This window comes from Sporosarcina sp. P16b (assembly GCF_002743065.1).
In the GTDB taxonomy this organism is placed as follows: domain Bacteria; phylum Bacillota; class Bacilli; order Bacillales_A; family Planococcaceae; genus Sporosarcina.
The window spans coordinates 262,451-276,463 of record NZ_PDYO01000001.1; the positions used below are offsets into that span (position 1 = coordinate 262,451).

12 protein-coding genes are annotated in these 14,013 nt (G+C 41.0%); 11 read left to right on the forward strand and 1 reads right to left on the reverse strand.

The genetic code is table 11. From position 1 onward, the window contains the following. The first annotated feature begins 151 nt into the window (after positions 1-151). The 7 genes from mutS to CSV77_RS01340 all read left to right on the forward strand — a co-directional run bounded on the left by mutS (position 152) and on the right by CSV77_RS01340 (position 9,674). On the forward strand, positions 152-2,719 hold the full coding sequence (gene mutS / locus CSV77_RS01310; RefSeq protein WP_099672000.1) for a DNA mismatch repair protein MutS: 2,568 nt from the start codon (positions 152-154) through the stop codon (positions 2,717-2,719). Between the two features lie 5 nt (positions 2,720-2,724). Continuing rightward, a complete protein-coding gene (gene mutL, locus CSV77_RS01315; protein WP_099672001.1) occupies positions 2,725-4,548 on the forward strand; it encodes a DNA mismatch repair endonuclease MutL in 1,824 nt (607 codons plus the stop codon). 27 nt (positions 4,549-4,575) lie between these two features. Then, positions 4,576-6,216, forward strand: coding sequence for a glycerol-3-phosphate dehydrogenase/oxidase (locus tag CSV77_RS01320; protein WP_099672002.1), 1,641 nt, complete (start codon positions 4,576-4,578; stop codon positions 6,214-6,216). After that, positions 6,213-7,139 (forward strand): alpha/beta hydrolase, encoded by a 927-nt coding sequence (locus tag CSV77_RS01325; protein ID WP_099672003.1) that lies wholly within the window; start codon positions 6,213-6,215, stop codon positions 7,137-7,139. Before CSV77_RS01320 ends, CSV77_RS01325 begins: the two co-directional genes overlap by 4 nt. Then, positions 7,123-8,055 (forward strand): tRNA (adenosine(37)-N6)-dimethylallyltransferase MiaA, encoded by a 933-nt coding sequence (gene miaA / locus CSV77_RS01330; protein WP_099672004.1) that lies wholly within the window; start codon positions 7,123-7,125, stop codon positions 8,053-8,055. The genes CSV77_RS01325 and miaA overlap by 17 nt, the downstream gene beginning before the upstream one ends. Positions 8,056-8,095: 40 nt before the next feature. Next, positions 8,096-8,320: an RNA chaperone Hfq gene (hfq, locus tag CSV77_RS01335; protein WP_099630989.1), complete on the forward strand. Its 225-nt coding sequence runs from the start codon at positions 8,096-8,098 to the stop codon at positions 8,318-8,320. 94 nt (positions 8,321-8,414) lie between these two features. Continuing rightward, the gene (locus CSV77_RS01340; RefSeq protein WP_099672005.1) at positions 8,415-9,674 is read left to right on the forward strand and encodes a methionine gamma-lyase family protein; all 1,260 of its coding nucleotides are present in this window, start codon (positions 8,415-8,417) and stop codon (positions 9,672-9,674) included. A 54-nt stretch (positions 9,675-9,728) separates the two neighbouring features. Here the strand turns inward: CSV77_RS01340 and lexA are convergent, their stop codons facing one another. Continuing rightward, the gene (gene lexA, locus CSV77_RS01345; protein WP_099630991.1) at positions 9,729-10,349 is read right to left on the reverse strand and encodes a transcriptional repressor LexA; all 621 of its coding nucleotides are present in this window, start codon (positions 10,347-10,349) and stop codon (positions 9,729-9,731) included. Positions 10,350-10,541: 192 nt separating this feature from the next. Here lexA and yneA point away from each other — a divergent pair, with 192 nt between their 5' ends. The 4 genes from yneA (at position 10,542) to tkt (ending at position 13,940) form a co-directional block, all read left to right on the forward strand. Beyond that, positions 10,542-10,871 carry a cell division suppressor protein YneA gene (gene yneA, locus CSV77_RS01350; protein WP_144034646.1) on the forward strand — a complete coding sequence of 110 codons (330 nt, stop codon included), beginning with the start codon at positions 10,542-10,544 and terminating at the stop codon, positions 10,869-10,871. Then, complete coding sequence (locus CSV77_RS01355) at positions 10,868-11,521, forward strand: YneB family resolvase-like protein (protein WP_199203688.1); 654 nt, start codon at positions 10,868-10,870, stop codon at positions 11,519-11,521. Before yneA ends, CSV77_RS01355 begins: the two co-directional genes overlap by 4 nt. Before the next feature lie 67 nt (positions 11,522-11,588). Then, entirely contained in the window at positions 11,589-11,825 is a 237-nt protein-coding gene (locus CSV77_RS01360) for a DUF896 domain-containing protein (RefSeq protein ID WP_099630993.1), read from the forward strand. Between the two features lie 108 nt (positions 11,826-11,933). Next, positions 11,934-13,940 carry a transketolase gene (gene tkt / locus CSV77_RS01365; protein ID WP_099672007.1) on the forward strand — a complete coding sequence of 669 codons (2,007 nt, stop codon included), beginning with the start codon at positions 11,934-11,936 and terminating at the stop codon, positions 13,938-13,940. Positions 13,941-14,013 lie beyond the last annotated feature (73 nt).

The following is a 14,013-nucleotide window of genomic DNA, read 5'->3' on the forward strand; positions in this document are numbered from 1 at the left end:
AAAAGCTAGGATAGTTTTCATTAAAAGATATATTTAGTTGATGACCTATGTCTATTCTCCTTTTAAAATTACTTCAACCCCTTTTGATTCGTTAACTCCTAGGGTGTTTGGTATAATGTATAGAAAATGAGCGAGAAAAAGAGGGTTTACCATGTCTGAACATACACCAATGATGAAACAATATTTGAAAATTAAAGAACAACATACAGACGCATTTTTATTCTTCCGTTTAGGGGACTTCTATGAAATGTTTTTTGAAGATGCCATTAACGCATCCGCATTATTAGAAATCACGTTAACGAGTAGGGACTCTGGCGCAAAGGAACGTATACCTATGTGTGGCATACCTTATCACTCCGCAACTGGATATATTGAAACATTAATCCACAAGGGTCATAAAGTAGCGATATGTGAACAAATGGAAGATCCGCGCAACGTAAAGGGAATTGTGAAACGTGAAGTCGTGAAAGTGATTACACCTGGGACATTAACAGAAGGTAAAACAATTGATGTCGAAGCCAATCATTTTATCGGTGCCATCGATAGCTTGGGAAATCAATATTATGCATTAGCTTACCTTGATGTTGGCACTGGAGAAGGAAAAGTAGAGTTGATTGAAGGAAGCGAGCGCACGTTACTAGCAGAAATAGAAGCCCTTAGCATGAAGGAAATTGTTGTGGATCAACAACTTCATGTGATGCTGGCGGAACTGTTTGAAAGTCGCGAAATCATGCTCTCAATAGAAGATACGGAGCATTCAGGATCCATCGCTCACGATACATATGAGCATCTGCCAGAAGAGTTGCAGGAAGTCTGCCGTAAGTTGCAATCATATCTACTCCGTATGCAAAAGATGGTTTTTGGTCATATTCGACCTTTCATCTATATAGAGAAAGATGCAAAGTTATCGATTGATGCGAACTCCATGCGGAATTTGGAACTCGTGCAAACTATTCGTTCGGGTAAAAAAGAAGGCACGTTGTTCTGGGTGCTTGATGAAACCGTTACTGCGATGGGTGCGAGGAAATTACGGATGTGGATTCACCAGCCTTTGGCGCAGCGCCAAGCGATTGAAGAACGTCTAGAAACGGTAAACAACTTACTGGATGAGTATTTCTTGCGTGAAGAATTACTGGAAGAATTGCAGGATGTATATGATGTAGAACGTCTTGCGGGAAGAATTTCCATGGGCAGTGCAAGTGCACGTGATCTTGCACAGTTACGAAACTCATTGTCACATATACCCAAACTAAAACAATTACTTGAAGAATCGAAGCGACCGATGTTACAACGGTTTGCTGATCGAATGGATCCTTGCGGGGAAACATTCCAATTGTTGACGGATGCTATTGCAGTAAACCCACCGATATCCAGTAAAGAAGGTGGACTCATTCTAGACGGCTATCATGAAAAGCTGGACGAACTTCGTAATGCATCTCGTAACGGAAAGACATGGCTAGCACAGCTGGAGCAAAAAGAGCGGCAGCTAACAGGAATTAAAACGTTGAAGATCGGTTATAATCGGATTTTTGGATATTATATTGAAATTACCAAGTCCAATATTCATTTAGCTGACTTATCACGCTATGAGCGTAAGCAGACACTCGCGAATGCGGAGCGATATATAACAACGGAGCTAAAAGAAAAAGAAGAACTGATTCTAAATGCGGAAGCAGATAGCCAGACATTGGAACTTGACTTATTTCAGTCAATTCGTGACCAAGTGAAGGGCGATGTGCAAAGAATTCAACAACTGGCCTCTGTAATTAGTGAACTAGATGTTTTGCTGTCATTTGCTAAAGTATCCGAAAAGAATCAGTATGTCCGACCAGAATTTCATACAGGAAAGGCTGTTGACATTCAAAATGGTCGACATCCTGTTGTTGAGAAAATGATGAGCCATTCATTATATACACCGAATTCTTGTACGCTAGCTGAAGATGAAAATATGTTACTGATTACAGGTCCGAATATGTCCGGTAAAAGTACGTATATGCGCCAAGTCGCTTTGACTGTAGTGATGGCTCAAATCGGTTGTTTCGTCCCTTGTGAAAAGGCTATACTGCCTATTACAGATCAAATCTTTACACGAATTGGGGCCGCAGATGATGTAGCGTCTGGACAGAGTACATTCATGATGGAAATGATGGAGTCTCAATATGCATTGGCCCATGCGTCGTCCCACAGCCTTTTGTTGTTTGACGAGATTGGGCGCGGAACGTCCACGTATGACGGGATGGCTCTCGCACAAGCGATGATGGAGTATATTCACGAAGAAATCGGTGCTAACACATTGTTTTCTACGCATTATCATGAACTGACACAACTAGAAAACGTTTTGGATCGGTTGTTGAATGTCCATGTCGCGGCGAAAGAGCAAAATGGTAAAGTCGTGTTTTTGCACAAAGTACTACCAGGTGCTGCTGATCGAAGCTACGGGATTCATGTAGCCGAACTTGCGGGTCTCCCTGCAGACGTGGTTGGACGTGCAAAAACCTTATTACAACGATTTGAGGAAGACAGCTCAACAAAAGGTGTGTCTTCGGTTTCGGAGCAGTTGGCTTTGTTTGAGACTGATAGTGAACCGACATTTTCAGTGGAAACTCAAAAATTACTTAATGAAATTGAAGCAGTCGATTTGATGAATATGACACCTATGCAAACTATGCAAAAAATAATGGAGTGGAAAGAACGCTTGACAATAGAGAAGAAGGGGTGAAGCGGATGAATCAAATTCACATCATGGAAGACACACTGGCCAATAAAATTGCGGCGGGGGAAGTGGTGGAACGTCCTGCTTCTATCGTCAAGGAGTTAGTGGAGAATGCGATTGATGCGCAAAGTACCAAGATAGAAGTATCTCTTATTGAGGCAGGTTTAACTTCGATTCGTGTGACCGATAACGGCAAAGGGATGTCTGAAGAAGACGCGATCCGCTGTTTTGAAAGGCATGCTACCAGTAAAATATCTAATGAGCATGATCTATTTCGAATCCGTACACTAGGCTTCCGTGGAGAAGCATTAGCAAGTATCGCTGCAGTATCAAAAGTATCGTTATGGACCTCGGATGGTGTTGAAGGGGCTGTAGTGGAAATTGAAGGCGGTAAAGTTCTGAAATATGAACCAGGAGCATTACGAAAAGGTACAGACTTTCACATACAACATGTATTCTTTAATACACCGGCACGTTTGAAATATATGAAAACAATTCAGACGGAACTTGGACATACGATAGATTTATTAAATCGATTAGCACTAAGTCATCCTACTATATCTTTTACGTTAACTCACGATCATCATGAAATTCTTAGAACATCAGGTTCAGGAGACTTATTACGGGTATTATCAGATATATATGGTGTCGCGGTTGCACGTAAAATGATACCGTTTCAAAAAGAAGATGCTGATTTCAAAGTGAAGGGTTTTATTACACTTCCTGAGATGACACGCGCATCAAAAAATTATATTTCACTTCTAATGAATGGCCGTTGGATTAAAAGCTATGCAGGGACTCAGGCAGCTATTGATGCAATGCATACGTACTTGCCGATTGGAAGGTTTCCGATTGCAGTCATTGATATTACAGCAGATCCCATTTTAACAGATGTCAACGTTCATCCTGCGAAGCGCCATATCCGTATCAGTAAAGAAGGTGAATTATTTTCTTTGATAAAGGAAGCCATCAAAGAGGCTATTCAAGGAGTCACTATTATTCCCGACGCAGTAAAAAAAGAAAAGCCTATAAAAAGAGACTCAGAGCAGCAGACAATTTGGACGCCACCTTATCGCCGGCCGGAAGTAACGATTCCGTTACATGAACATGAAACTCAGCCAACCATTACGCCTGTGGAAGAACCTATTATAGAACAACCTTCACCTGTCTTCCCTGAAGCCGTTTTTGAGTCGCGGGAAGAATCAGTGCCCGAAGAGCCTGTCGTTGAGCAGAAACAGCAGGAGATGAATCATTTTCCTTCCGTTGTACCTGTAGGACAAGTTCATGGGACATATATTGTGGCACAAAATGAAGATGGTTTTTATTTGATTGATCAGCATGCAGCGCAAGAGCGAATCAAATATGAATATTTTAAAGTGAAGCTCGGTCAGGTGGATGCGGGTGAACGTCAGCAATTGCTTTTGCCACTTGTTTTTCACTACTCGGCTGATGAGCAAGTGAAGATCGAAGAGTGTAAGAGTGCACTAGAAGAAGTCGGGGTGTTTTTGGAAGCGTTCGGTCCAGCGACATATACAGTGAAAGAGTATCCCTCATGGTTCCCTGAAGGACAAGCTACTTCGATTATAGAAGAAATGATTGAGCAAGTACTCGAGAAACGCAAAGTAGATGTCGAGAAATTGCGTGAAGAAAGTGCAATTATGATGAGTTGTAAAAAATCTATCAAAGCAAATTATTACTTAAGACAAGAAGACATGGAACGACTGCTCACTGATCTAGGGGCTTGTCATAATCCCTATACATGTCCACATGGTCGTCCGGTATTGATTCATTTTACAACGTATGAATTAGAGAAAATGTTTAAAAGAGTGATGTAACAGTGCGTATCAGAGAGGAGCGATTATATGTTTTCTACATTAGAAAGATCAAGCAGAATTCAGGACTTGAGAACCTTTTCATTCGATGTATTAGTTATCGGTGGAGGAATTACAGGTGCGGGTATCGCATTGGATGCGGCTGCTAGAGGATTTTCGGTTGCCCTAATTGATATGCAAGATTTTGCGGCGGGTACATCTAGCCGTTCAACAAAGCTGATACATGGTGGTTTGCGTTATTTAAAACAACTAGAAGTGAAAATAGTAGCAGAAACGGGAAGGGAACGGGAAATCGTCTTCCGTAATTCTCGTAATATCACGAAGTCCAGACCGATGCTATTGCCGATCTATCAAAAAGGAACGTATGGCAAGTACTCTACTTCTGCTGGACTTCTCATTTACGATTTACTAGCAGGTGTTAAGCCCACTGAACGACGTGAAATGCTAACGAAAGAAGAAACGGCCGAACTTGAACCATTACTGAAAAAGGAACGGTTAAAAGGTGGCGGGCATTATGTGGAGTATCAGACTGATGATGCGCGTTTGACGATTGAGGTACTAAAGAAAGCGGCAGAAAAAGGTGCGCTTTGCCTGAATTATATGAAGTGCGAACAATTCAACTTTGAGAAGGATCGTGTCGTGGGAGCGGTCTTAAGTGATCAACTAACCGGTGAACGATTTTCCGTAGCGGCTTCTATGGTGATCAACGCAACAGGTCCATGGGTTGACGAGTTGCAGAAGAAAATCAACAGCAAGCAAACGAAACAATTGCATAGCACAAAAGGCGTCCATATCGTAGTAGATCAATCTATTTTCCCGTTACAGCAAGCAGTATATTTTGATAACTCAGATGGCCGGATGTTATTCGCCATTCCACGGGATAATAAAACGTATATTGGTACGACGGATACATTTTATACGGATGATAAACAGCATCCGATAGCGACAGAAGATGATATACACTACATCATCGATGCGGTTCGTGAAACCTTTCCAAGTATTCATCTGCAACGTCAACATGTGGAATCTACATGGGCTGGAATCCGCCCATTGATTGCACAAGAAGGCAAGAATGCATCTGAAATATCACGAAGAGATGAATTGTGGGAAACAGTTCCTGGAATGCTGACGATTGCAGGAGGAAAGTTAACAGGCTACCGACAGATGGCGGAAGTCGTAGTGGATCGAATTGATGAACAGCTAGAAAAACCATCTATCAAGCGATGTGAAACAAAAAATATCACCGTTTCAGGAAGCGATTTCATAGACGATGAAGCTTTAAAGCAATTTATTGATCTGCAAGCTAAAAGAGCACCATTGTTCGGCTTAACTTCACAGCAAGGAGCGCGTCTTGCTTCATTTTATGGAAGAAATAGTGACCAAGTGTTCCAATTCGCTCATGCGATTTCAGTGGAAGAGAATAACTTGCCAATAAGTTTACGTGCAGAGATTTTATATAGTATTCATTGCGAAATGGTCACATCGCCAAGTGATTTCTTTATCCGTAGAAAAGGGGATTTATATTTCCAAATTGATGTGGTGGAATCATTGGCGACACAAGTAACAAACTACATGGCAAAGTTACTGCACTATACGGAAAGCGAGAAAACCATCTATGAAAATGATTTAAAAAATGCGGTTGCGGAAGCGAAAGGAAGTGCAAGTTCATGACAGATCAATGGATAGAAATGCGTGACGGCATTAAAGTGTATAGTATAAGTTATATACCTAAAACAAATCCGATTGGCCGTGTGCATATCATTCACGGACTGGCTGAACATAGCCGTCGCTATGAACGATTCGCACAGTACTTGCGATCACAAGGGTATGTCGTTACGTTGCATGACCAGAGGGGTCACGGGAAGACAGCTGTAGAAAATGGCTATGTATACGGCTATCTCGGTGACTCCGCTTCATTCGACCAATTGGTAGACGATGCGTTTGAAGTGAATCAATCCTATCAACTGCAATACCCAGCGCTTCCGGTCGTACTAATCGGACACAGTATGGGCTCGTTCGTTGCAAGACGTTATATCCAACTATACGGTTCAACGGTTAGTAAAGTGGTCTTATTGGGTACTGGGACCAATTCCGAACTCATGGCACATGCTGCGATTGCACTAGCTACGTACAGAGAAAATACGTTACCTAAAGAGCAACCGGATGAGTTTTTGAATGGTTTGGTCTTTGGCAATTACTCAAAACAATTTCCTGATGAAGGGGAATTTGCATGGTTATCACGCAATGTAGAAAGTGTAACGGAATATCAAGCAGACGAAGCATGTGGATTCGTGCCAACTGCACAAATGTTTCGTGTATTGCTAGAAGGGTTAAATTCTTTGGAAGCGCCCGAATTCTTATTGAACATTCCAAATGAACTGCCGATATTATTACTCTCAGGTACAGATGATTTAGTAGGAGACCGTGCGAAAGGTGTTTGGAAAGTAGCCAAACAATTTGATAAAGCGAATCAACAGCAAGTCACTGTCGTGCTCTATGAAGGCGGAAGACATGAAATGCTTCAGGAAACCAACTATAAACATGTGTATACGACTATCGTAGAATGGATGAAACGACATGAACCTACCCGTTGATGTACTAGCAGTCGTAGGACCGACTGCTTCAGGGAAGACAGCACTTAGCCTAGCACTTGCAAATTCATTTAACGGGGAAATCATTAATGGAGATGCCATGCAAGTATACAAAGAATTAGATATCGGTACAGCAAAAATACATCGTTCTGAAATGCAAGGAATCCCGCACCATTTCTTTGATGTAAAAGAACCAACCGAATCGTTTTCGGTAGCGGAATATCAACAAGCAGTCAGACAATGGATAGCGGATATTCAATCTCGCGGAAAACTACCTATTATTGTCGGTGGTAGTGGAATGTATGTTCAGTCCGTTTTGTTTGATTATCGATTTACAGAACAAGCGGCTGATCCTGCAGTGCGAGCGCGCTTAGAACAGGAACTTGAATCAGAAGGCGCGGATGTATTACATGCACGACTTGCAGAATTGGATTCGAAAAGTTCGGAAAAAATACACCCAAATAACCATAGACGTCTAGTACGTGCGCTAGAAATCCTTGAAGTGACAGGTCAAACAAAACAAGATCATGAACAGCAACAAGGAAATCAACCCATGTACCATTCTTTAATTATTGGATTAGATCTTCCGCGAGAATTACTGTATAAACGAATCGATCTGCGTGTGGAACAAATGGTTCAGGCGGGATTGTTCAATGAAGTAAAGCAACTCTGGAATAAAGGTATTCGTCAAACCCAATCAGTACAAGCGATAGGTTATAAAGAACTCATTTCCTACTTTAACGGACAATTGACAAAAGAGCAGGCAATAGAGGCGGTAATGAAAAACACACGTAATTACGCAAAGAGGCAGCTGACATACTTCCGTAATAAGTTGCCTGTCCAGTGGGTAGATGCTAATCAGTCAGAGAAAGAAATTTTTCAAACAACCTGTAAGATAATAAAGGATTTTGAGAAGTGAGTATGGAATAACTACATTACAGTGACAAGGAGGCAATTGAATGGCACAAGGAAATATGCAAGATACGTTTTTAAATACTTTACGGAAGAATAACACATTTGTTACGATTTTTTTATTAAATGGTTTTCAGTTAAAAGGTCTAATTAAGTCGTATGATAATTATACGGTTCTACTGGAAACGGAAGGTAAGCAACAACTTATTTATAAGCATGCGATTTCCACATATTCTCCTGCAAAACCAGTAATTTTAAAAGACGAACTATAAACAGGCGCTTGCCTGTTTTTTTGTTGTCTTTCGTTTGGTATATAGACTCGATCTGCTAAAATAGGATATGACAAAATGAAATGAGGTACTACACATGCAAATTACTCCCATTAATGAAGAATTACTAACTAGATCACAAGAAGCGGAAGAACTAATCGCTCCGTATGTGAAGACGGTAGAAGAAATTGCGTTTTTTAACCAAAGAAAAGTCTTACAAGCATTCAAACAAAATCATGTAAGCGACTTTCATTTATCAGGCTCAACTGGGTATGGCTATGATGACAGCGGTCGTGATGTATTGGAAAAAGTATACTCAGATGTATTCGGCGCGGAAGACTGTCTCGTAAGAAATCAAATCATCTCCGGCACACATGCAATTACGATTAGCTTGTTTGGAATATTGCGCCCGGGTGATGAACTTCTATATATCACAGGTAAACCATACGATACGTTGGAGTCTATCGTTTCGGGAAATGGCAAAGATACAGGTTCACTAGAGGATTTTCAAATTTCTTATCGGCATATTGATTTGAAAGAAGATGGCTCTGTTGATTTTGAAAAAGCAAAAGAAATGATTTCATCGAAGACGAAAATCGTGGCGATTCAACGTTCTAAAGGCTATTCAAGCAATCCATCATTCAGAATCCATGAAATTGAAGCGATTATTAAGGAAATCCGTAACATGAAAGAGGACGTTGTAATCTTTGTAGATAATTGCTATGGAGAATTCGTGGAAATGAAAGAGCCTGTTGAGGTTGGAGCAGATCTTATGGCGGGCTCACTCATTAAAAATCCAGGTGGTGGACTTGCCAGAACAGGTGGTTATATAGCCGGTAAGAAAGACTTGGTTGAGAAGTGTGCATATCGTATGACATCTCCCGGTCTTGGGGCTGAAGCAGGAGCCTCTCTCGATACGTTACTGGAGATGTATCAAGGTTTCTTCTTGGCACCACACGTAGTCAGTCAGGCCGTTAAAGGTGCGCTATTCACATCCGCATTTTTAGGCAGCTTTGGTATGGACACGACTCCGCATTACAGTGAGCTTCGAACAGATTTAATTCAATCCGTGAATTTTAAGAACGCTAAACAAATGATTGCATTCTGCCAAATGATTCAGCAAAATTCACCAATCAATGCCCAATATGCACCGGAGCCTTCCTATATGCCTGGTTATGCTGATGACGTCATCATGGCCGCGGGAACGTTCATTCAAGGCTCTAGTATTGAATTGACAGCTGACGGTCCGATTAGGCCACCATATACGGCATATATTCAAGGAGGATTGACTTACGAGCATATAAAATCCGCAGTACTAGATTCTATGGAACAATTACTTGAAATGAAATTGGTATAAAGAAAAAAGTGTATCGAAAACCTATTGAGGTTTCTCGATACACTTTTTTGATCATTAATGAATCATACGGAATACACCGATCACTTTTCCTAGTATAGAAACTTGATCTACAATGATTGGCTCCATAGAGGAGTTTTCCGGTTGGAGTCGGAAATAGTCTTTCTCTTTAAAGAAACGTTTGACTGTTGCCTCATCTTCTTCTGTCATAGCCACGACAATTTCACCATTACTTGCGGAATGCGTTTGTCTGACAATCACGCGGTCTCCGTTTAGGATGCCCGCTTCGATCATGCTATCCCCTACAATCTCCAACATGAAGACTTCATCCTCAGATGAACCGAATGTATCCGGCAAAGGAAAGTACTCTTCAATATTTTCAATCGTCGTAATTGGATTACCTGCTGTAACTTTACCGATCAACGGTACATGCATAACACCACTTTTTAACTCGTCCAATCCCTCTGGATCCAATATTTCAATGGCGCGAGGTTTTGTCGGGTCTCTCCGTATGAAACCTTTACTTTCGAGTCGTGATAAATGACCGTGGACCGTAGAACTTGATGCAAGACCGACAGCTTCTCCAATTTCACGAACGGAAGGGGGATACCCTTTTAATCGTACTTCTTCTTTTATAAACGCAAGTATTTCTTCTTGTCTCTTTGATATTTTCTTCAACAGATTCACCTCTTCTACTAGTTTGCAAGCAATGGAATACTGAACCACTATTTTGAATATAGTATAACATGTGTTCGATTACTAATCAAACAAAGGTTCTAATTTTACTTGACATAGAATCATATGTTCTCTTATAATTAAGAACAGGTATTCCGAACATGTATTCTAAAAGCGTAAATTAGAGGAGGAGTTATGATGGAGATTATTAAAGAATTTATTAAAAATAATTATTATTTTGCAGTATTATTAGTAGTTTGTGTTTCATTTGCTTGGGTTCAATTCGATAAAATGGCTGAGGAAGATCACTATATGGAGATCGTTATTAATGAAGGAGATACACTGTGGCAGTTGGCTTCCAATTACTCGGAAGATATACCAACTACCCACTGGATCGAACAGGTACGGTCTTTAAATGAATTACCTACGGATCAAATCGTTTCAGGTGAATTACTGCGCGTGCCTGTTAAAATTAATAAACAAACAGATATTCGAGTAGCTGAAATAGGAGGGGGATCTAAATGATGGAAAAGAAATGTGTAATATACTGCCGAGTGAGTACGGAAAAAGAAACACAAGAACAATCTATTGTAAGGCAGCAAGAAGAATTAGAAAAATTAGCTGCTGAATTATCATATGATTGCGTTGGAATCTATACAGATCGTCAGAGTGGATATGACATGGATCGTGAAGGTCTTCTGTCCATGTTGGATCGAATTCAAAACGGTTCAGTGGATGCAGTATTCATTCAAGACGAAACACGATTAGGGCGGGGCAATGCAAGAGTCGCGATATTGCATGTAATTGCCAAAAGTGAAACGATCGTGATTACCAATCATTCAAACGGTACGATAGAATTGAATGAAATGGACTCGATGTTGTTGGAAATTCTGGCAATCGTAGAAGAATACCAACGCAAACTACATAATGCAAAAATACGTAGAGGGATGAAGCGTGCTGTTGACAGGGGCTATGATCCATCGAAGAATTTGCGAAATATTGACCAAGGAGTGGGGCGTGAAAGACTTGAGCTTCCGATAGAAGAAATTGTCTCGCTTCGTAACAAAGGTCTTACATATGAAGAAATTGCAAACGTGTTAAATGGATTAGGTCATGCTGTCAGCAAGGCCACGGTTCATAGAAGATATAAAGAGTTTATGGCACAAGAACACTAATAGGTTGCACTTTTCCTCCAGGTTGTTTACATTTTATTAAACGACTAACTTATGGAGGTTTTTAAAGATGCTCTCAGAAAAGAAAATAAAACGTATTAATGAATTGGCAAATAAAAAGAAAACAACAGGATTATCGATCGAGGAAGCAAAAGAACAGACCCAGCTCAGAAAGGAATACTTGGAAACATTCCGTTCCAGTATGCGTGAAACTATCGAATCGGTCAAAGTAATGGACCCAGAAGGAAATGACGTAACACCTGAAAAAGTCAAACAAGCTAGAGCGAATCAAAAACCACTAAATTGATGATAGGTAAAGGATTAACATTGTAATTAACCGAGGAATTGACTACACTAGAGAAGGAATATATACTATAAAACACTCATATGAGACAGGACGGAAAGGATGTACAGCATGACCGAAAAAATCGATCAACTGGCAATAACGACAATCCGAACATTATCAATCGATGCGATTGAAAAAGCAAATTCTGGTCACCCCGGATTACCGATGGGCGCAGCGCCAATGGCGTACACACTATGGACGCAACATTTACACCACAATCCATCAAACCCACAATGGTTCAATCGTGATCGCTTTGTACTTTCGGCAGGACACGGCTCGATGTTACTCTATAGCTTGTTGCATTTAAGTGGCTATGGTCTGACGATTGATGACTTGAAAAATTTCAGACAATGGGATTCAAAGACACCAGGACATCCGGAATATGGACATACAGTGGGAGTTGAAGCAACTACTGGACCACTTGGACAAGGAATTGGTATGTCTATAGGTATGGCAATGGCTGAAAAACATCTTGCAGCAACGTATAACAAGCCAGGTTTTGATATTGTAGATCACTACACATATGCACTTTGTGGAGATGGTGATTTGATGGAAGGTGTAGCAGCAGAGGCAATCTCGATGGCAGGTCACCTTCAGTTAAACAAACTAATCGTACTTTATGACAGTAACGATATTTCTTTAGATGGCGATTTAGATATGTCATTCTCTGAAAACATTAGAAAACGCTTTGAATCATATGGCTGGAACTATGCACGCGTAGAAGACGGCAATGATACAAAATCTGTTTCAGATGCAATTGAAAAAGCAAAAGGTAATACGGGCGGTCCGACAATCATAGAAGTGAAAACTGTAATTGGCTATGGTTCACCAAATAAATCTGGTAAAGCAGATGCACACGGTGCACCATTAGGCGAGGATGAAATGGCGCTTACGAAAGAGTATTACAAGTGGACATTTGAAGAGGACTTCTACGTTCCAGAAGAAGTCTATGACCGGTTTAATTCAGCAACAGATCAACTGGGGGTTCAGTCAGAGCAACAATGGAATGAATTATTCGCTAGCTATGAAAACGAACATAAAGAATTGGCAGCACAGTTTAAACTAGCGATTGCAAACGAACTTCCAACTGATTTAAAAGAACAAATGCCAGTTTATGAAGCGGGTGCTTCTGTAGCGACTCGTTCAGCATCCGGTGAGTCAATCAATGCATTAGCGAAAGCAGTTCCAGCTTTATTCGGCGGTAGTGCGGACCTTGCAGGTTCAAACAAGACGACGATTAAGAATGCAGGTGATTTTACTGTAGACAACTATGCGGGCCGTAATATATGGTTTGGCGTTCGTGAATTCGCGATGGGGACGGCTTTAAACGGCATGGCTCTCCATGGCGGGGTGAAAGTGTTTGGCGGAACATTTTTCGTGTTTAGTGATTATGTACGTCCTGCTATTCGTCTGTCCGCATTGATGGGCTTACCTGTGACTTATGTCTTCACACATGACAGCGTGGCGGTCGGTGAAGACGGACCTACGCATGAACCTGTGGAGCAATTGGCTTCATTACGTGCGATGCCTGGATTGTCAATCATCCGCCCTGCTGATGGAAATGAAACATCTGCGGCATGGCATATTGCTACCACTTCAAAAGACACGCCAACTGTCCTAGTATTGTCTAGACAAAACCTTGAAGTATTGCCTAAATCACAAGAACTTGCGATGGAATATGTACCAAAAGGTGCGTATGTCATATCATCTGCTACTAAAGAGCAAGCGGACGGTTTACTACTTGCAAGTGGCTCGGAAGTAAGTCTTGCGGTTGAGGCACAGAAAGCTCTTAAAGAGCAAGGTATCGACGTTAGTGTTATCTCCATGCCTTCTTGGGATCTATTTGAGAAGCAGGATCAAGCATATAAAGATTCTGTTCTGCCAAAGAACATCAAGAAAAGAGTGGCGATTGAGATGGGCGCTTCTCTCGGGTGGCATAAATACTCAGGCGATGAAGGAACTGTCATGGCAATTGATACATTCGGTGCAAGTGCACCAGGCGACTTAGTCATTGAAAAGTTTGGCTTTACGGTTGAAAATGTCGTGAAGGAAATGACAAATCTAGTAAATAAATAAACAGACCTAACGCACGGCTTTTATTAAAGAGCCGTGTGTTTTTTTTGCGCAGCTTTACGACAATAATAGTGAG

Coding starts and splice junctions, on each gene's coding strand:
- yneA (WP_144034646.1), top strand. CDS start 10,542: ATGATGGAGATTATTAAAGAATTTATTAAAAATAATTATTATTTTGCA.
- miaA (WP_099672004.1), top strand. CDS start 7,123: ATGAACCTACCCGTTGATGTACTAGCAGTCGTAGGACCGACTGCTTCA.
- CSV77_RS01360 (WP_099630993.1), top strand. CDS start 11,589: ATGCTCTCAGAAAAGAAAATAAAACGTATTAATGAATTGGCAAATAAA.
- mutS (WP_099672000.1), top strand. CDS start 152: ATGTCTGAACATACACCAATGATGAAACAATATTTGAAAATTAAAGAA.
- hfq (WP_099630989.1), top strand. CDS start 8,096: ATGGCACAAGGAAATATGCAAGATACGTTTTTAAATACTTTACGGAAG.
- CSV77_RS01325 (WP_099672003.1), top strand. CDS start 6,213: ATGACAGATCAATGGATAGAAATGCGTGACGGCATTAAAGTGTATAGT.
- tkt (WP_099672007.1), top strand. CDS start 11,934: ATGACCGAAAAAATCGATCAACTGGCAATAACGACAATCCGAACATTA.
- CSV77_RS01320 (WP_099672002.1), top strand. CDS start 4,576: ATGTTTTCTACATTAGAAAGATCAAGCAGAATTCAGGACTTGAGAACC.
- CSV77_RS01340 (WP_099672005.1), top strand. CDS start 8,415: ATGCAAATTACTCCCATTAATGAAGAATTACTAACTAGATCACAAGAA.
- mutL (WP_099672001.1), top strand. CDS start 2,725: ATGAATCAAATTCACATCATGGAAGACACACTGGCCAATAAAATTGCG.
- CSV77_RS01355 (WP_199203688.1), top strand. CDS start 10,868: ATGATGGAAAAGAAATGTGTAATATACTGCCGAGTGAGTACGGAAAAA.